General features: G+C 67.6%; 18 protein-coding genes. 10 read left to right on the forward strand and 8 right to left on the reverse strand.

What is annotated here, in order from left to right; genetic code table 11:
• Positions 1-14 precede the first annotated feature (14 nt).
• Genes AC3A6P_RS11445 through AC3A6P_RS11460 form a run of 4 tightly spaced genes read right to left on the reverse strand, consistent with a single transcriptional unit; the run spans position 15 to position 5335 of the window.
• Positions 15-1241: a lipase family protein gene (locus AC3A6P_RS11445; RefSeq protein ID WP_487691604.1), complete on the reverse strand. Its 1227-nt coding sequence runs from the start codon at positions 1239-1241 to the stop codon at positions 15-17.
• Positions 1238-2470, reverse strand: a complete 1233-nt coding sequence (locus AC3A6P_RS11450; RefSeq protein ID WP_487691605.1) for an MATE family efflux transporter — start codon at positions 2468-2470, stop codon at positions 1238-1240. Before AC3A6P_RS11450 ends, AC3A6P_RS11445 begins: the two co-directional genes overlap by 4 nt.
• Positions 2471-3718 carry a hypothetical protein gene (locus AC3A6P_RS11455; RefSeq protein ID WP_487691606.1) on the reverse strand — a complete coding sequence of 416 codons (1248 nt, stop codon included), beginning with the start codon at positions 3716-3718 and terminating at the stop codon, positions 2471-2473.
• Between the two features lie 27 nt (positions 3719-3745).
• Positions 3746-5335: a sugar transferase gene (locus tag AC3A6P_RS11460; RefSeq protein ID WP_487691946.1), complete on the reverse strand. Its 1590-nt coding sequence runs from the start codon at positions 5333-5335 to the stop codon at positions 3746-3748.
• Positions 5336-6070: 735 nt separating this feature from the next.
• Here AC3A6P_RS11460 and AC3A6P_RS11465 point away from each other — a divergent pair.
• The 5 genes from AC3A6P_RS11465 to AC3A6P_RS11485 all read left to right on the forward strand — a co-directional run bounded on the left by AC3A6P_RS11465 (position 6071) and on the right by AC3A6P_RS11485 (position 11243).
• Positions 6071-7234 (forward strand): beta-ketoacyl synthase N-terminal-like domain-containing protein, encoded by a 1164-nt coding sequence (locus tag AC3A6P_RS11465; protein WP_487691607.1) that lies wholly within the window; start codon positions 6071-6073, stop codon positions 7232-7234.
• Positions 7234-8145, forward strand: a complete 912-nt coding sequence (locus tag AC3A6P_RS11470; RefSeq protein ID WP_487691608.1) for a hypothetical protein — start codon at positions 7234-7236, stop codon at positions 8143-8145. Before AC3A6P_RS11465 ends, AC3A6P_RS11470 begins: the two co-directional genes overlap by 1 nt.
• Positions 8146-8238: 93 nt before the next feature.
• Positions 8239-9048, forward strand: a complete 810-nt coding sequence (locus tag AC3A6P_RS11475) for an SDR family oxidoreductase (RefSeq protein ID WP_487691948.1) — start codon at positions 8239-8241, stop codon at positions 9046-9048.
• A gap of 98 nt (positions 9049-9146) precedes the next feature.
• Positions 9147-10784 (forward strand): FUSC family protein, encoded by a 1638-nt coding sequence (locus AC3A6P_RS11480; RefSeq protein WP_487691609.1) that lies wholly within the window; start codon positions 9147-9149, stop codon positions 10782-10784.
• A gap of 90 nt (positions 10785-10874) precedes the next feature.
• Positions 10875-11243, forward strand: a complete 369-nt coding sequence (locus AC3A6P_RS11485) for a VOC family protein (RefSeq protein WP_487691610.1) — start codon at positions 10875-10877, stop codon at positions 11241-11243.
• A 52-nt stretch (positions 11244-11295) separates the two neighbouring features.
• On the opposite strand, the gene AC3A6P_RS11490 is transcribed toward AC3A6P_RS11485, so the two are convergent.
• The 3 genes from AC3A6P_RS11490 to AC3A6P_RS11500 are packed head-to-tail and all read right to left on the reverse strand — an operon-like array spanning position 11296 to position 13153.
• Positions 11296-11604, reverse strand: a complete 309-nt coding sequence (locus tag AC3A6P_RS11490) for a DUF3349 domain-containing protein (protein ID WP_487691611.1) — start codon at positions 11602-11604, stop codon at positions 11296-11298.
• A gap of 10 nt (positions 11605-11614) precedes the next feature.
• Entirely contained in the window at positions 11615-11890 is a 276-nt protein-coding gene (locus AC3A6P_RS11495) for a hypothetical protein (protein WP_487691612.1), read from the reverse strand.
• A 21-nt stretch (positions 11891-11911) separates the two neighbouring features.
• The gene (locus AC3A6P_RS11500) at positions 11912-13153 is read right to left on the reverse strand and encodes an anion permease (RefSeq protein WP_487691613.1); all 1242 of its coding nucleotides are present in this window, start codon (positions 13151-13153) and stop codon (positions 11912-11914) included.
• 244 nt (positions 13154-13397) lie between these two features.
• Between AC3A6P_RS11500 and AC3A6P_RS11505 the strand changes: the two genes are divergently transcribed.
• The 3 genes from AC3A6P_RS11505 to AC3A6P_RS11515 are packed head-to-tail and all read left to right on the forward strand — an operon-like array spanning position 13398 to position 15486.
• On the forward strand, positions 13398-13700 hold the full coding sequence (locus AC3A6P_RS11505) for a DUF3349 domain-containing protein (RefSeq protein ID WP_487691614.1): 303 nt from the start codon (positions 13398-13400) through the stop codon (positions 13698-13700).
• Positions 13701-13741: 41 nt separating this feature from the next.
• Complete coding sequence (gene menE, locus AC3A6P_RS11510) at positions 13742-14833, forward strand: o-succinylbenzoate--CoA ligase (protein WP_487691950.1); 1092 nt, start codon at positions 13742-13744, stop codon at positions 14831-14833.
• 38 nt (positions 14834-14871) lie between these two features.
• A complete protein-coding gene (locus AC3A6P_RS11515; RefSeq protein ID WP_487691615.1) occupies positions 14872-15486 on the forward strand; it encodes a pyridoxamine 5'-phosphate oxidase family protein in 615 nt (204 codons plus the stop codon).
• Here the strand turns inward: AC3A6P_RS11515 and AC3A6P_RS11520 are convergent.
• Positions 15474-15830 (reverse strand): DoxX family protein, encoded by a 357-nt coding sequence (locus tag AC3A6P_RS11520; RefSeq protein ID WP_487691616.1) that lies wholly within the window; start codon positions 15828-15830, stop codon positions 15474-15476. The two genes, AC3A6P_RS11515 and AC3A6P_RS11520, sit on opposite strands and share 13 nt — an antisense overlap.
• A 65-nt stretch (positions 15831-15895) precedes the next feature.
• Between AC3A6P_RS11520 and AC3A6P_RS11525 the strand changes: the two genes are divergently transcribed.
• The gene (locus tag AC3A6P_RS11525) at positions 15896-16687 is read left to right on the forward strand and encodes a sigma factor-like helix-turn-helix DNA-binding protein (protein WP_487691617.1); all 792 of its coding nucleotides are present in this window, start codon (positions 15896-15898) and stop codon (positions 16685-16687) included.
• 91 nt (positions 16688-16778) lie between these two features.
• Complete coding sequence (locus AC3A6P_RS11530; protein WP_487691618.1) at positions 16779-17594, forward strand: LLM class F420-dependent oxidoreductase; 816 nt, start codon at positions 16779-16781, stop codon at positions 17592-17594.

A 17594-nucleotide genomic window follows, 5' to 3' on the forward strand; every position in this document is an offset into this window, starting at 1 on the left:
ACCGCGGCGCCGGTTCATGATGCTTCGCATGTCGACGGGGCCGGAGCACCGGCGAACCGGTTGCCGATCCATGCGGCGATGAGCTCGGTATCGCCGAGATCGTTGTGCCCCGCCGTGGGGATCTCGACATGCTCGATGATTCCACCGCCGCGACAGCTGCGTTTCACCGCCACCGACACCCAGTCCGGGACCACCGTGTCGTCGCGCAGACCGTTGACCACGAGCATGGGGGCAGACAGCGATTCCTGCGGCAGGGCGATGCGCCGCAGGGCATCACGCAGGACGTTCTCATCGCGGATGCTGGTCGGTCCCACCTCGTCGGCGTTGAGGACAGCGGCGTGGGCGGACAACGGGCGGGGGCCGCATCCGATGAGTGACTGCCGCAGGCCGGCCACCCGGCCACGCAGGAAGTGGTCGGCGCGCACGGACGGGTCATACGTCGACAGGCCGGCGATCAGCATGGGGAACAACGCCAGCTGCGACTCCGTGAGTGTCCCCGCCATGGCCCGGTCGGCGAGTTCGCTCAGCTCGACCGCGGGTGAGAGTGCCACGGTGCCGAGCAGGTCGAGCCCCGCACCGTAGAACCTGTTGAACTCGTTGACGGCCCACGCCGCCTGCCCGCCTTGCGAAGGACCGATGGCCACCCACCGGGTTCCCACCGTCGGGTACAGGTTCCGCAGGGCCCGCACCGCGTCGATTACGTTGTACGCCGCGGTCCTCGGCTCCAGGTACGGATGCTCACCCTCGTCGCCCAGACCTTCGTAGTCGGTGACGGCGACGGCGAAGCCGGCACGCACGAAAGACGTCACGGTTGGGGCATCGCCGAACAGGTCAGGTGACTGCGAGGGCGCGCAGCCATGGGTGATCCCGGTGGTGCCGTGCGCCCACGCCAGTACCGGCCATCCCCCGGCCGGCGGCGGTCCGGGCGGAAGGAAGAAGGTGCCCCCGACCCGGGTCTGGCCGCCGGTCACACCGGAGGTCGACAGGTACACCGCCTGCACGTCGGAGATGCGTTCTGCACCCGACGATGCGAAGGTGGCGGAAACCACTTCCCCTCGCGTCGCCACTGTTTTCTCGCTCGCCGCCGGAGCGACGGTGGCCAACGGCGTGGGGATGGCCGCAGACGCGTCGGCGGGTCCGTCGCCTTCCTGGACGACAACGCAGCCGGAAACCAACCACACCAGCGAAACTGCCAGCCCTACAACGTGATACCGGTTCATGATCACCTCCTGCGGCGTCATCGGGTGTGCTGCGCCGGTTCTCGCGTGCCGTGTCGCCGGTAGACGAGCGTGGCCGGGAGGACGAACAGCACGGGGTTGGCGATGGCAGCCACCGTGAAACCCCACACCAAGCTGGTGTCGACGCCGCCCAACAGGTAACCGGCGGCGTAGCCGCACACGGTGGTCAGCACCAGCACCGTGCGGCCGATGGTGGGGATGGCGTGGTGGCCGAGCAGGCGCAAGGTGAAGGTGTCGATCATGGCGAAACCCGTGGTGAGTGCCAGGGCACCGACCAGGAGCACCCCCACCACCAGTGAATGGTTGTCCACCCCACGCAGATTCACGCCGGTGACGAGCAGGAAACCGAGCAGTGCCAGCACCAGAACGAGCGACAGTGCGCCCAGGATGACGGCCAGCCTTCTGCCCCGCCTGATCAGATCGGCGTCGTGGGCGTGGGATTCGCGGGTGGCGCCGTCGGACAACAGGTTGTACGCCGAGGCGGCCAGCACGAGATTGAGCGGGCCCAGCAGCGTCTGGGCCAGCCGTACACCGCCGATGTACTCCGAGGACCCGACGCTGCCGAACACCAGCAGCGGCACGGTCGACACTGCCTGCCCCATGACAAAATCGACGAACTGGGACGACGCGTCGCGCCACAGCAGCCGCAGCGAGACGTGACCGGACACGGCCGGCAGCCGTAACCCGAGGTAACCCAGGGTGGTCAGGTAGGTCAGGTTCACGAAAAGGAAGAACACGTCGACGTCGGCGCTCCACCACAACACCGCCGGCGCCAGCAGCGTCACCGCAAGCCGCAAGATGTCGCCTCGGGCCACCTCCCAGCGCCGGTCCAGCGCCATCGCGCGCATACGCAACCACTCCACCAGCACCGGCAGGGTCGCGCTCAGCCCAAAGACTGTCAGCCACAACGGATCTGTCACACCGAGAAATACCGCGGTGACGGCCGTCAGCAGCCCTGTGCAGGCGGCGCCAAGGGCGGCACTTCCGGTATCGACATGAGCGTTCTTGTTCGTGCGGATCTCGATGAGGGCCGGCTGGAACATCGCTGCCCGCACCGCACCCATGGCAGTCATGGACACCAGGATCAAGAGCGAGAAGGTGGTGAAGTCGCGCGGTGTCATCACCGCCGCCGCCGCCACCATCGCCAACGCCCCGGCCCCGCTGGAGCTGGCCTGCGCCAGAAGCAGCGGTTGTTCGGCGAGGCGACGTGCGACGCCGGTGAGCGTCGGCACTTATCCCGCCCCGCTCAGGACGGTCGACCCGAGGTACCCGGCGGGATTCTCGGCGACCGCGGAGATGACCCGGTCGATGTCCGCTCTGTCATACGAGCCGGAGAAGTACGACGCGGTGAAGTGGAAGCAGCTCTCCTGGTCGCACATGGCCGTGATGGTGATCTGATGGGGCAGGGTCGGATCATTGATCAGTACATAGGCCACCGGCTGCCCGTCACCGAGCCACTTGATCTTCTTCATCGACGGATGCCGGGAAGGATCCGAGAAGGTCAACCGCGTCTTGGTGGGCCACTCGGAGGCGAGCGGTTTGTCCTTCGGCCAGCCCCGGAGCCGGCGCTTGGCCACCGATCCCGCAAGCCGCACCAACGGTGCCGCGCCCTTGAGGGCCGACGCGAACTCGGCCCCGAACTGCTGAACATCGATTCCGGGCGGTGCGGTCAGATCGGCTACCGCCGACAGATTGGCCAGCGTCGTGTGCCCCTCACCCAGGTAGCGGCGCAGGTCGACGAGCACGCTCAGATCATCGGTGGTTTCCAGACCGTGCGCTTCGAAGGCAGCGCGCAGCGCGTAGACGACGGCCGCGGTGACCGAGGTTTCCGGAAAGTGCTGTTTGCGCAACGCTTTGACGGTGCCGAGGAACTCGGGACCGGTCTTGACATAGGTCATCACGATGTCCTCGACCCCGACGGGTGGGTACGCCCGGGTGGGCAAGGCGGCAACCGCCGAGTTTCCGCGCAGTCCTTCGACGATGCTGCGCGGCGAACTCCGCAGCGTTCGGCCCAGCGCCGACAGCAGCGGCCGCCGGACGTTGGGCATCAGATAATCGGTGATGTCGGAGCCCGTCGCCACGGCAGTGAGCTCGAGACACGCGGTGGCGTCTCCGATGCCGTGGTCGAAGCTGAGCATCACGTAGTCACCACAGAAAGTCACCACCAGCGGCTCGTTCTGGGTGGACGCGCGGGCGACGAAACCCTCGAAGTCGGAGAGCATCTCATCAAAATCCTGGGCGGGAACAATGGTCACCGCACCACAGCTTTCGGGATCGAAGAGCCACTTGTCGGTGGTCGACGACGGCTGCAGGCCCACCCGGGCCGAGGGGCCGCGTTGAGCCAGCCGCTGGAAGGACGCCAGGGTGTGCTCGGCTCCGAGATGTCGCACCGGGCCGATCAGCAGTGATGTGCGCTTGCCCGCGAAGGCCACATCTGTCGGGCCGACCTTGACGTACCGCTTGCCTTTGTGGACATTCATCGACTGACCTCACCTTTCTCGAGCACCTCAGTACGCACCTTTGCGCTCCAAGACGGCACCAACTGTTTTCACCACGATCAGCAGATCCCCCACCATGGACCAGTTGTCCACATACGAAAGATCCAGCCGCACAGCGTCACTCCAGTCGAGATCCGAGCGACCACTGACCTGCCACAGCCCGGTGATGCCCGGCTTGACCAGGAGCCGGCGCAGCACGTCATGGTCGTACCTGTCGGCTTCCCTGCGCAAGGGTGGGCGTGGACCCACCACACTCATCTCATTGCGCAGCACGTTGATGAACTGGGGAAGCTCGTCGATGCTGAGCTTGCGCAGGACGCGTCCCACCCGGGTGACGCGAGGGTCGTCACGGATTTTGAACAGCACACCGTCGCTTTCGTTGTGCGACAGCAGGCTCGGTAGCTGTTTGTCCGCGTCTTGAACCATGGTGCGGAACTTCAACATCGGGAACGGTTCGCCGCCGATACCGATGCGCTCGGAGCAGTAGAGCACCGGTCCCCGGTCGGACAGTTTCACCGCCAGCGCAGCGATGAGCAGGATCGGGGACGCCGCCGCCAGAACCGCAACGGCGAAACAGACGTCGAACGCCCGCTTCTGGAAGCGTTTGGTTCCGTGGTACTGCGGCTTCTCCACGTGCAGCAGCGGCAGGCCGGAGATGGGCCGCATCACCAGACGGGACAACGCGACATCGGCCACCCCCGTGGCCAGGATGAGGTCGACCCCCATCGGTTCGAGCTCCCAGGCCAGGCGCTGGACGCCACGAACCCCGAACGAGTCGGCACTGGTGATCATCACGGTGTCCGCACCACACGTGTGGGTGGCGTCGACCACGTGTGCCTCACCACCGATGATCGGGATATCGCCGCCGTCGATGCTCAGATACTCACCGCGCGGTTCGCCGTAGCCGGCCACACCGACGCCGACGATCTGGAAGCCTTCCCTGGGATTGCGCGTCAGCTCGGCGGCGAGTTCACGCACCGCGGCGAGATCTCCGAAAGCCAGCACCGCGGTCTGGTAGTGCCCCTGACCGCGGCGGCTCGAAATGTGCTTACGCCAACCGTATCTCGCGAGGACGAGGCCCATGGTGCCGACGGGCAAGGCCACCGCCAGGTAGCCGCGCGCGATGTCGACGCGGAGCAGGAGTGTGACGATTGCGATTGCCCCGAACGTCCAGAACGATGCCGAGATCACCCGCCGGTACTCCTCGAAGCCGCTTCCGATCACTCGCGGGGATCGGCTGCGGGACGAGGCCAGCGCGTAGAGCCAACCGACCGCGAACAGTACCGAGAACGTAGGGACGAACCACCGCGGATAACCCGCCGGCATCAGATCGGAACCGAACCGAACGTACTGCGCCAAGACCACCGCCGCGCACACCACGACGGCGTCGGTCACTCGTAGCCGTGCAGCGTAGCGACGTTGCCAACTGGTGCGCTCGAATACTCCCGCGGGTACCCGTACCACCGGTGACTGTCGCGGAGCGGTCATCAGTCGCGGCACCAACGCTTCTCCGTAGCCGCTGGCCTGTCGGTCTGACGGCGCAACCACCGCGGCGATACGCGCACCGCCCCTGGCGTTCTCGTCGCCGAGCGGCCACATCTTCATCTGGTCCACAGTCGGCCCCCGCACCCACAGTGCCCCGACCGGCCCTCCACACAGCTGGGTTCGGCGCCGGCGAGCGCGCCGTCCCTGGCCTGAGCTGCAGTCACCGCGCCCTCCCGTACAGCAGATAACTGACATCGATTTGCTGTGGACCCTACGGCGGCCGTTGTCGCCGCGCAGTCCGAGAATCGGCCGTTCGTTCCCGACGAAAGGACCACGTTGTTTGCTGAATGATGCTCAGTGATGGTTTTTTGGTGCCGGTTCGCGTTCCCGCTGCACCTGGCGACGCTTTGCGCCGACGCCGACTCCGGCTCCAAGAAAGCAGATCGAACACCGGGCGCAGACTCACCATCGGGATGTGGCGCGACCGCCTTGCGAGCGTTGTTATACCTGCTCAAGCTTTGTTACCAACAGTTTAACGGGAGCAACCGGGACGGCAGATCCACCGAATGCCGCAGTGGTTTTCCCGCAGCCGGCGACTACCCCATTTCCGGAATGGGACTCATCGTGAGTTGTGTTCACGACTGCGTGGGCTTACGCTCTCGGCAAATCACAGAAAATTGCCTGCCGAGCCGATCCAGCCGTCGTGCAGCGCAGATCATCGCGGAGGTTCCTGAATCAAAGATTTCCGTCGCTGTGGTTGATTTCGCAAATTCAAGAGTCGCGCCACATGCCCGGTGGTGCGGCCCCGCTCCACACTCGGGGCACATGGACAAACGGTGAGGAAACGACATGCCAGACAACAGGATCAGCGTCACGGGGGTTGGCGTGGTGAGCGGTTACGGGTGGGGCCGCGAAGTGTTCTGGGAGGGACTGTGCAGCGGCAAGTCCGCGGCGCGCCACCTCAGCGGCTACGGCGACGATCTCGAGGACTTCGCCTGGCTCGCCCTCGTCCCGGAGGGAGGGCGCCTCGAGGACGGCGAGGGGTTGTTCGGCCGCGCCTTTCTGGCGGCCGGCCGTGAAGCCGTCGCGGATGCGAGCAGCCGCGGCTGGCGTCCCGGCCGCAACGTCGGAGTGGTTCACGTCGCGTGCTTCAACGACATGTACGGCTGGCGTGAGTTCAGCCGCGGAAACGCCCGCCGGTCCCGCGATTTCGTCCGAGTGTTCCCCTCGACGCCGGCGGCGATGTTCATGAAGGAGTTCGGGTTTCGTGGACCCTCACTCATGGTGTCGGCGACCTGCTCCTCGACCAACAACGCCCTCCTGGTCGCCAAGCTGTGGCTGCGAACCGGCGCGGCGTCCGACGTGGTGGTGGTCTCGGCCGATTTGTCCTTCACCCCGGAAGTGGTGGCAGGTTTCACCCGGATGGGTGCCTCGGTCATCGACGCCGAACCGCTCGACGCGTGCCGCCCGTTCCAGGAAGGTGGGCGGGGATTCCCGCCGGGCGAGGCAGCTGTCGGATTCGTGCTCACCACCGACAGTGTCGACGCCTACGCCGAACTGCTCGGCGGCGCGATGACCAGCGATGCCCACCATCCCACCGGCATGGATCCCTCACACGCCGAGGTGGTGCGCTGTGTGTCGGAAGCACTCGCCGACGCCGGTATCACGGCGCCCGATGTGGAATACCTGAACGCACACGGCACCGGCACCGCACAGTGCAACGCTGCCGAAACCGACGTGCTGGAACAGGTTTTCGGCACGAAACCACCGCTGGTGTACGCACTGAAACCGTTGATCGGGCACTGCCTGGCCAGTGCCGGGGCAGTCGAGTTGGCAGCCGGGGTGATGGCCTACGAGCGTGGTGTCATTCCCGCACCGCGGATCGTGAGCCCAGCTCACCCGCGTCTGCTCGACGGTGTCACGCCGTTCGGCGGCGGCGCCACCCTCAAGACGTCGATGGGAATGGGCGGATACAACTCGGCCGTCCTCATCGGGCCGGCGGAAGCCGCATAATGACCGTCACCGTCGACGTGCTCAGCGTCGGTTCGGGCTCCGGCGTACTCGGGGCAGCCGTCTCGGCGGCCCGCGCCGGCATGTCCGTCATGTACACCGACCTCTTCTCCGCCCGGCCGCACGCGGGTCAAACGGCCGCGTTGCCTCTGTCATGGTCCGGTGTGCTGTTGCAACGATGGGGGGTGCAGACCCTGGACCGCCATACCCACGCGTACCTGGACGAGGTGACCGCCGATATCGGCGATCCGGACCTGACAGCCGAACTCGAGGGTGTCACCGTCACCGAACTGCGGCCAGGCCTGCGTCGTGAAGACGGTTCCGTGGCACCGTTCCGCGGTGCTCAACTACGCAACTGGTCGCGGCAGTGCCTGACCGCGACCACCGGCGTGATATCCACTCGTGTCACGTTGCCCGGCGCGGTGAAGATCAGATCCGCCTCAGGCGAGGCGATCGAGGTCAGTGACATCGTTTCAATGCCAGAAGAAGGGATTGGCGAAGTCGACCTGCATTCCTGGCTTCTCGGCCGTGCCCGCGAATACGGCGTTCAGATCGTCACCGGACAGGGTTTGCACCGACTCCTGTTCGCCGATGATCAGGTGTTCGGCGGCATCATCGACACCCCGTCCGGCAGCCAAGTCGTGCGATCGCGCCACGGTGTACTGCTCGGAACCGGAATCCGGGACCACAGCCTGCCCCGGCCGGCGCTTCCCTGTGCACGCACCCGACTGTGCCTGAGCAGCCGCAACGCCAGCAGATTCGCCCGTTTGGAGTTGGTGCCGGACCAGGAGCTGCCGTCGCGTCGGCCATCGACGAGTTTGGGGCGCCGCGGCGGCGGCACAGTTTCATCCGGGCAGGCGCACGCGCGTCGACCGATCTTGCGCAGCGGCCGGGGTAAGCGCTCACGCGCCTGAGTCCGCAGCGCCCACAGGGGTCCGGCGGCCGGGCGAGGGTCTCTAGACTGTGCGTCCGTGAACCCGCTGCGCCTGGTGACCGATGCGATCGCGATGGCTGGGATGCGACCGCCGCTGTCGCTGCCGAGCCGGACCAACGTCGCGTTGGAGGGTAAACGGGTACTGCTCACCGGCGCGTCCTCGGGTATCGGTGCGGCCGCCGCTCTGAAGTTCGGCGCGCGTGGTGCGACGGTGTTCGTGGTGGCGCGACGTGCCGACCTGCTCGAGGAGGTGGTGGGGCGGATCACCGAGGCCGGTGGCACCGCCCGAGCCTTCCCCTGTGACCTGTCGGATTTCGACGCCATCGACCGGCTGGTGAAAGATGTTGGGCCCGTTGACATCCTGATCAACAATGCCGGCCGTTCGATCCGTCGTCCGCTGGAGGAGTCGCTGGACCGCTGGCATGACGTCGAGCGCACCATGACGCTGAACTATTACTCGCCACTGCGGCTGATCCGCGGTGTGGCCCCTGGGATGCTCAAACGCGGTGACGGCCACATCATCAACGTGGCGACCTGGGGTGTGATGAACGAGTCGGCGCCGCTGTTCGCCGCCTACAACGCTTCGAAGGCGGCGCTGAGCACCGTCAGCCGGGCCATCGAAACCGAATGGGCGCCCAAGGGAATCAAATCGACCACCCTGTACTACCCCCTGGTGGCCACGCCGATGATCGCACCGACGCGCGCCTACGACGGGTTACCGGCGCTGCGCGCCGAGGAGGCCGCCGACTGGATGATCGACGCTGCCCGCACCCGGCCGGTGCGGATCGCCCCGCGGATGGCGGTGACGGCCCGCGCGCTGGACACCGTGGCCCCCGGTGTCGTGACGGCCATCATGAAGCGGCAGAACTTCCAGCCGGGCTGACAGTGCTCCGCGCGCTGTTCGGTCTGCGTCCGTCACCGCCTCGTCTCGGGCTCGCGACCCGGACGGCGATCAGTGCCGCGCTGCCCATTCTGATCGGCGTGGCAGTCGGTGACGTCGGTGCGGGCCTGATCGCGACGCTGGGCGCGTTCACCGCACGGTTCGGCGGTGACCGGCCCTACCTGAACCGGGGCGCGCAACTGGCCGTCATCGCGCTGTCCCTGGCCGCGGCCGTCACCGTCGGAGCCTGGGCGGCCCAGACGGCCTGGACCGCGGTGACTGCGGTGTCGCTCGTCGCGCTGGTGGCGGTGTGGCTGTGTGCGGCGTTGGCGGTGGGCCCGCCCGGCGCCTACATCTTCGTCCTGGTGTGCGCGGCCGGCGTCGGCGTCTCGGGTTCGCATCTGCCGCCCCGGCACATCGGGCTGCTGGTGCTCGCCGGTGGAGCGATCTCGTGGGTGGTGCAGATGCTGCCCGCCCTCGCCGACTTCCGTCGTCCGGAGAAGACCGCCGTGGCCGCCGCGGGTGCGGCAGTCGCCGGCTACCTCGAGGCGCCCGATTCCGAAACCCGCCGGGCCGCCGCCGAAGCGCTGCACCGCGCGTGGACGGTTCTGGTGACCTATCAGCCGCGGGAGACCCGGCCGGCCGGTTCGGTGAACCGGTTACGCCACACCAACCATGCGCTGCACGTGCTGTTCACCGACGGAATGCGTGCCACCGCAACCGGTTCCACCATTCCCGACGACTGGGTGCGCACAGCGCGCAGCCTTGCTGCGGGCGAGGTGGCTCCGGAGTCCGTCGTCGCGCCGGTGGCACCCCGACCCGCACTGCGCCCACCCGGGGTGGGCGCCAGGCTGGCCGATGCGCTGCGGCCGGGCTCGCAGACGGTGTGGGTGTTGCGGCGCGTGGTGATCGCCGTGCCGTTGGCCGGTGTCGCGGCAGCGGGGTTGGGCCTCGGCCACATCTACTGGGCCATGGCCGCCGCGGTCCTGGTGCTGCACCTGGGCGCCGACCGGACCGCCACGCTGCAACGCGGCGGCCAGCGACTGGTCGGAACGTGGGCGGGACTCGTACTCGCGGCGGCGATCCTGGCGATCCACCCGCAGGGACTGTGGCTGGCTCTGGTGGTGCCGGCGCTGCAGTTCCTCGTCGAACTGCTCGTGGTCCGCAATTACCTGTGGGCGACGGTGTTCATCACCGCGACGGCCCTGACCATCTCGTCGGGCGCGCACCAGGTGGACGCCGGGCCGCTACTGCTGGACCGCGGGGTGGACACGGTGATCGGTTGCGCCATCGGGGTGCTGGTGTATCTGCTCAGCGCGGGCCGCCAAGAAGCCAACCGACTGGCCGAAGCCCTGGCGAGCACGCTCGAACACACGGCCGCCGCGACGGAACACCTGGAGGTTCGGCGCGCCCGCCGGGACCTGCAGCTGAGCATCATCGCGCTCGGCACCGCCTACGACGCGGCGGTGGCCGGGCCGCACCGCCACCGCGACGTGGCGGCCAGACTGGCCCGGGCGGTGGCGGCGGCCGAACACCTGGGATACCTGACGGTCGCGGCGTCCTGGGCCGCCGAGCACGGGCGCACCGACCCGCTCCTCGACGACGACACCACCACGTATGTGGCGACGTTGCGCGGGCTGGCCGCCGCGGTGCGCAGCGCCGTGCCGCCACCGGGAACCGACTGTGTTCCCGCAGTGGTGCGCGCGGATGTCGCCGCCGTGGCGGACACGCTCAGGTGACGCGGGCGCCCAGACCGAGGTCTCGGCGCTGCAACCCGAACTTTCGGCCCATGCGTCGGTTTGGGCGAACCGGGGTGATAGACAAGGGCCATGGAAATCCTGGCCAGCCGTGTGCTGTTCCGGCCGGCGGACTACCAACGGTCGGTCGAGTTCTACCGCGACAGCCTGGGCCTGGCGATCGCCCGCGAGTACGCCGGCGGCACGGTCTTCTATGCCGGACAGTCGCTGATCGAACTTGCCGGCCACGGGAAGCCGATGACCGGAGGTTCGCTGTGGCTGCAGGTGCGTGACCTCTATGCCACCCAGGCCGAGTTGCAGGACCGCGGCGTCGAGATCACCCGGGAGGCCAGACAAGAACCGTGGGGCCTGCACGAAATGCACGTCGCCGACCCTGATGGCGTCACCCTGATCTTCGTGCAGGTGCCCGAGGATCACCCGCTGCGTCGCGACAGCCGCTGAAACCACAAACGCCGGGTCCTGCTCACGAGCAGAACCCGGCGCTGGTGGATGATCAGTGCGAGGGCGTGGCCAGCGGCCAGCCCACCGAGGCGAGCCGGGCCGAAACCTGGTGCATCTCCTCGGGATTCGGCTCCTTGTCGATCAGCGAGTGAATGGCGTCGCGGATCTGCTCGTCGGTGACGGGGGTGTCGGGTTTCCCGCTCGTGAGGATCGAGCGGGCTGCGGCCACCACTTCGTCTTCACTGAGAGTCCGCTTGAGCAGGGCCAGCAGCGCGAAGTGGTCCTTGGGCGGGACACCCTCGGGGAATCCGGCGTTCAGCCAGCGGATGACGTTGTTGAACGTGCTCTGTGTCTCGGTCATGGCAGCCTACTCAAGCGAAGGGAAAGAGGTTGACACCGAAGTGATGCTCGATCGTGGTTCTGGTGATCCACAGCAGGGCCACCAGGATCACGGCGCCGACGAGGACGAACAGCGCCAGGCCGAGGAACTTCAGCAGGGGGTTGGTCGAGTGCACGGTGCCGTCGGCGTCAGCCACGCCGGCGCCGTGGGAGTAGGCAACCAGTCCGGTGGCGAACAGCGCGGGCAGTCCCGCCCCGAGAACCAAGCCCACCACCAGCACCTTGAAGATGCTTTCCACATAGATCATGTCGATTCCTCAGTTCTGCGATCAGACGGTGGTGGTTTTCGGGGTGTCGGTGATGTCCCGCAAGTCGGCCGGCACGACGGAGTTGGTCGAGTCGTCCCAGTCGGCGTTGACGTTGTTGTGGTCGACCTTCTGCTGCTGGGCGCGCCACCACATGTAGAACGACAGGCCCACCAGGATCAGGAAGATCAGCCCGTCGCCCACCAGCTGCGTGGTGAACCCCGCCACGGTGTGGGACACCCAGAACGCCAGCGCACCCACCAGGCCCGCCGCGGGCAGCGTGACGATCCACGCCAGCGCCATCCGGCCGGCCACCGCCCAGCGCACCGAGGCGCCGGGCTTGCCGACGCCGCTGCCCAGGATCGAGCCGGTGGCCACATGGGTGGTGGACAGCGCCATACCGGCGGCCGAAGAACTCAGAATGATGGCGGCCGAGGAGGCTTCCGCGGCCAGGCCCTGCGGGGACTCGATCTCGACCAGGCCCTTGCCGAGTGTGCGGATGACGCGCCAGCCGCCGAGGTAGGTGCCCAGCCCGATGGCCAGCGCACAGCTGGCGATGATCCAGAACGGCAGCCCGTCCTCGGCGACATTGCCGGTGAGGTGGCCGGTGGTGATGAGGGCCAGAGCGATGACACCCATGGTCTTCTGCGCATCGTTGGTGCCGTGGGACAGCGCGACCAGCGAGGCGGTGGCGATCTGGCCCCAGCGGAAGCCTTCCTCGCGGCGGTTCTTCACCACGTTGCGGGTGATCCGGTACACCAGCCAGGTGCCGCAGGCGGCAACCAGCCCGGCGATCACCGGGGCGGCGATGGCGGGGATGAGCACCTTCTGCGTGACGCCGGCCCAGTTGACGCCGGCCAGCCCGATGGCCGCCAGGCCGGCGCCGATGAGCCCGCCGAACAGTGCGTGCGACGAGCTGGACGGGATGCCGAACAGCCAGGTGAGCAGGTTCCACAGGATGCCGCCGATGAGTCCGGCGAAGATGATCGTCAGGCCGGTCGAGGCATCGATGTTGGGCAGCAGGGTGCCGGTTTTGCTGTCCTGGATCTTGAGCACCGACGTCGTTACCGTCAGCGCCACTTCCACGGACAGGAAGGCGCCGACGAGGTTCAGCACACCCGCCAGCAACACCGCGGTCTTGGGCTTCAGCGCACGGGTCGCGATGGACGTGGCCATGGCGTTTCCGGTGTCGTGGAAGCCATTGGTGAAATCGAAGGCCAGGGCCGTCGCGATCAGCAGGATCAAGATGATCATCTCTGCGCTCATGCCGCTAATTGTGAGACCAGCGAAGCGAATTCAACTAACCGAAGAGCGCCTCGCAGCGTTAGCTGAGCTGCCTTTATACATACTCCCAGGTGACGTTCATCTGCCGTTCACCGAAACCATGGCGGCCGTTGGTACACCTCTTCCGGTGGGGACATGAAACGAACCGTTTGCCTCCAGGCGGGTACCGTCTGGCCGAGCACACGACGGCACACCATCAAAGCGCCCCTCGATCGGAAGTGAAGACGTGAACCGGTTCCTCAGCGCAGTGGTGAATTGGCTGCGCGCCGGCTACCCCGACGGCGTGCCGCGCAACGACTACCTGCCCTTGTTCGCTCTGTTGTCGGGCCGACTGAGTACCGACGAGGTGAAGCAGGTGACCCGCGAACTGCTCAACCGCCCCGACCTCGACGACGCCGACATCGGCGCCGAGATCGTCCGCCTCACCGACGGCCTGCCGTCGCCCGCCGATATCGAACGGGTGCGGGAGCGGCTGGCCGCCAAAGGGTGGCCGCTGGATGACCCCCGCGACGCAGAGGAACGGCCATAACCACGCTGCGCACGCTCGTCGTCCCGCCGTCGGCAGCGGCGCTGGCGGCCGCACTCGAGCCGGTTCTCGACGGCCGCGGGAGCGCCCTGCTGCCGCTGCCTCCCGGTGATCCGCGCCAGGCGGAGTTGTTGCAGACCGCCCTGCGAGCCGGCGAGGAGATCGACGACGATGTGGCGCTCGTCGTCTCGACCTCCGGGACCACCGGCACCCCGAAGGGCGCCATGCTGACCGCGGCGGCGTTGACGGCCAGCGCCACCGCGACGCATGCCCGACTCGGCGGCCCGGGTAGGTGGTTGTTGGCGCTGCCCTCGTATCACATCGCCGGACTGCAGGTGGTGATCCGCAGCGTGCTGGCCGGCACCACGCCCATCGGGCTCGACCTGTCGAACGGATTCGACGTCGGCGTGCTGCCGGACGCCGTGGCCGCCATGGGCCCCGGGCGCCGCTACACCTCCCTGGTGGCCGCACAGTTGGCCAAGGCGTTGCCCGACCCGGCCGCCACCGAGGCGCTGGCCGAATTGGACGCGGTGCTGCTCGGCGGCGGGCCCGCGCCGGCGCCTGTCCTGGAAGGCGCTGCGGCAGCGGGTATCTCGGTGGTCCGCACCTACGGTTCCAGTGAAACCGCGGGCGGGTGTGTGTACGACGGTGTCCCGCTCGACGGGGTGGGCGTGCGCATCGATGACGGCCGGATCGTGCTCGGTGGGCCCACGTTGGCCAAGGGCTACCGCAATGTTCCGGTGGACGACCCGTTCGCCGAACCGGGCTGGTTTCGCACCGACGACGCCGGGGTGCTCGAGGATGGGGTACTGCGGGTGGTGGGCCGTATCGACGAGGCCATCACGACAGGTGGGCTGAAGGTACTGCCCCAGCCGGTGGAAGCGGTACTGGCCACGTGGCCCGGGATCGCCGACTGCGCTGTGTTCGGGCTCCCCGACGACCGGTTGGGCCAGCGGGTGGTGGCCGCCCTGGTGTTGTCCGGCCCCGCGCCGACGGTGGCTGAGCTGCGCGCGCATGTCGCGCAGTCGTTGGATCCGACGGCCGCACCGCGGGAGATCCACGTGGTCGACGAGCTGCCGCGGCGCGGGATCGGCAAGCTGGACCGCCGTGCGCTGGTGGCCCGCTTCTCGACGTAGCCGCGGAATCGGCGGCCCCGCGGAGCATCATGTAACCCATGCGCCGTGAAGTCAGCACCATCGAAGAGCTCCGCGCCCTGGTCGGAGAACCGGCCGAAGCCGTGAAGAAGAAGGTCAGCCCGAAGCTGGCGCCGATTCACCGCGACTGGCTGGCGCATTCGCCGTTGTGTTTTGTGGCGACCACCGACAGTGACGGCAACATCGACGTCTCCCCCAAAGGTGACCCGCCCGGGTTCGTTCACGTCATCGATTCGACGACCATCGCGATTCCGGAGCGTCCCGGCAACAAGCGCGTCGACGGATACCTCAACGTGTTGCAGCGGCCCCGCGCGGGCACGCTGTTCCTGGTGCCTGGTCGCGGTGACACGTTGCGGATCAACGGCGGCGCCACCATCGTGGCCGACGCCGACTACTTCGATTCGCTGGTCGTGGCCGGCAAGCGTCCGATCCTGGCGCTGGAGATCGCCATCGAAGAGGTGTTCTTCCACTGCGCCAAGGCTTTTCTGCGCTCGGACGCGTGGAAACCGGACAGCTGGCAGCCGGACGCCCTGCCCAGCGTCGCGCAGATGGTCAAGGCCATGGATGCCGGCCTGAGCCTGGCCGAACTGGAAGCGCAGTTCAGCGAGGAGAGTATGCGCACTCAGTTGTACTGAGCCAGTGCCGTTACCCACGATGCCACCGCCAGCAGCAGGTAGGTCAATGGGAACGCCAGGTTGTGCAGCACCCGGGTTTTCACATGCACCGCCACTGCGCCCAGGAAGAACAGCACCAAACCCGTTGCGGCAGCGCAGCCCAACGCGGGCACCACGAATCCGGCCAGCAGGCCCAGGCCACCGGCGGCTTTGCACAGGGCCAGTGGGGTGATCCAGGACTGCGGCACGCCCACCTCGGCGGAGTTGGCCAGGACGAAACGGGCGCGCGCCAGATCGGCGGCGGCGATACCGAGATTGGCAGCCGCGGTCACCACCGTGACCACCACATAAAGGGTTACAGTCATGTTCTTCCTCCGCTTTTAGGGTTTGTGCGACCTGTTGACGTTTCAGCGTGGGAAGAGGTGACATTGTGCAGGTCAGCGACGTCTTCGACGAGCACCGCTCCCGTCTGATGAGCGTGGCGGTGCGGATATTGGGCTCGGTACACGACGCCGAGGACGCCGTGCAGCAGACCTGGCTCAAGGCCGCGGGCGCCGATCTCGGTGCGGTGCGTAACCCGGCGGGCTGGCTGACCACCGTGTTGAGCCGCGAATGCCTGGACATGCTGCGGCACCGGCGAGCCTGGGTGCCACTCGATGAGGACGTCGCGCAATGGGACAGGGCGACAATCGATCTGGTCGACAGCGTGGGCCTGGCCATGCTGGTGCTCCTGGACCGGCTCTCCCCGGCCCAACGGGTGGCGTTCGTACTGCACGACGCGTTCGGGGTGCCGTTCGCCGATATCGCCGCGGCGCTGGGCACCACCCCGTCGGCGGCCAAGCAGCTGGCCAGCCGGGCACGACGGGCCGTGGCGGGAGCCGCGGCGGTGCCCGCAGACCGGGATCACGTCCGGCTGGCCGAAGCGTTCCTGGCGGCGTCCCGAGACGGGGACATCGCCACCCTCCTCGACGTCCTGGCACCCGATGTGGTGCGCCGGGTGGACCCGATCCTGGTGCCCGCGGAAGTGCCCACGTCGGTGCACGGTGCCCGCGCGGTCGCCGAGGAGACGCGCTTGTTCGCCGCCCGCGCCCGCGCCGGCGCGGTGACCGTGGTCGAGGGCGAACCGGTGATCGCGATCGTGGCCGGCGGCCGGGTACGGATCGTCATCCGGCTGACATTCGAGGCGGGGCGGATCAGCGTCGTCGACATCGCGCCTCTTTGAATCAGCCCGAATTTAATCGCCTGCCGAGGAATAAGGGGTCAGGTGGGCGACTTGTCCACGGGGAGAGCCCTATTCGCTGAGGAGATGATCCATGTCGCGACCCATTCGGACCGGTGTGCAGTTGATTCCCGGCGGAGCACCGGACTACCGGACGTGGCGCGAGGCGGTCCTGCGCGCAGAAGATCTGGGCACCGACATCATCTTCGGCTACGACCACTTCCACGCCCCCAACTTCGCCGGCATCGTCGATGCGTTGCCGATCCTGGCCGAGACCCAACCCGACGTGACCAACTTCGAGGGTTGGACGGCGCTGGCCTCCTGGGGTGAGATCACCACCCGCGCCGAGATCGGCCTGCTGGTCAGCGGCATCGGGTACCGCAATCCCGACCTGCTCGCCGACATGGCGCGCACCGTCGACCACATCAGCGGTGGCCGCGTCATCCTCGGTGTCGGCGCCGGCTGGTACGAAAAGGATTACACCACATACGGTTACGACTTCGGCACGGTGAAGTCGCGGGCGGACCTGTTCGACCAGGGCCTGCTGCGTATCGAAAGCCGGTTGAGCCAACTCAATCCCGAACCGGTGCGCAAGATCCCGATCCTGATCGGCGGCTCGGGCCAGAAGCGCACCCTGCCCGCGGTGGCCCGGCACGCCGACGTGTGGCACACCTTCCTGCCGATCGAGCTGTACCGGCAGGCCAGTGCCCGCCTCGGTGAGCTGGCTTCCGGGTTCGGCCGAGCCGATGGTGATATCGAACGGTCGGTGCCGTGGGAGGACGAGAACAGCGCCGACCAGTACGTGGACGCCGGAGCGACACTGTTCACCACCGAGATTCGGCCCACGGCAGACGGTTACGACTTCACCGCGCTGGAGAGGCTGCTGAAGTGGCGGGCCAATCGGAGCTGA

Source organism: Mycobacterium sp. Soil_C_30 (assembly GCF_057656995.1).

Coding starts and splice junctions, on each gene's coding strand:
- AC3A6P_RS11465 (WP_487691607.1), top strand. CDS start 6,071: ATGCCAGACAACAGGATCAGCGTCACGGGGGTTGGCGTGGTGAGCGGT.
- AC3A6P_RS11455 (WP_487691606.1), bottom strand. CDS start 3,718: ATGAATGTCCACAAAGGCAAGCGGTACGTCAAGGTCGGCCCGACAGAT.
- AC3A6P_RS11530 (WP_487691618.1), top strand. CDS start 16,779: ATGTCGCGACCCATTCGGACCGGTGTGCAGTTGATTCCCGGCGGAGCA.
- AC3A6P_RS11470 (WP_487691608.1), top strand. CDS start 7,234: ATGACCGTCACCGTCGACGTGCTCAGCGTCGGTTCGGGCTCCGGCGTA.
- AC3A6P_RS11485 (WP_487691610.1), top strand. CDS start 10,875: ATGGAAATCCTGGCCAGCCGTGTGCTGTTCCGGCCGGCGGACTACCAA.
- AC3A6P_RS11495 (WP_487691612.1), bottom strand. CDS start 11,890: ATGATCTATGTGGAAAGCATCTTCAAGGTGCTGGTGGTGGGCTTGGTT.
- AC3A6P_RS11475 (WP_487691948.1), top strand. CDS start 8,239: ATGGCTGGGATGCGACCGCCGCTGTCGCTGCCGAGCCGGACCAACGTC.
- AC3A6P_RS11520 (WP_487691616.1), bottom strand. CDS start 15,830: ATGACTGTAACCCTTTATGTGGTGGTCACGGTGGTGACCGCGGCTGCC.
- AC3A6P_RS11490 (WP_487691611.1), bottom strand. CDS start 11,604: ATGACCGAGACACAGAGCACGTTCAACAACGTCATCCGCTGGCTGAAC.
- AC3A6P_RS11515 (WP_487691615.1), top strand. CDS start 14,872: ATGCGCCGTGAAGTCAGCACCATCGAAGAGCTCCGCGCCCTGGTCGGA.
- AC3A6P_RS11500 (WP_487691613.1), bottom strand. CDS start 13,153: ATGAGCGCAGAGATGATCATCTTGATCCTGCTGATCGCGACGGCCCTG.
- AC3A6P_RS11445 (WP_487691604.1), bottom strand. CDS start 1,241: ATGACGCCGCAGGAGGTGATCATGAACCGGTATCACGTTGTAGGGCTG.
- AC3A6P_RS11460 (WP_487691946.1), bottom strand. CDS start 5,335: ATGTGGCCGCTCGGCGACGAGAACGCCAGGGGCGGTGCGCGTATCGCC.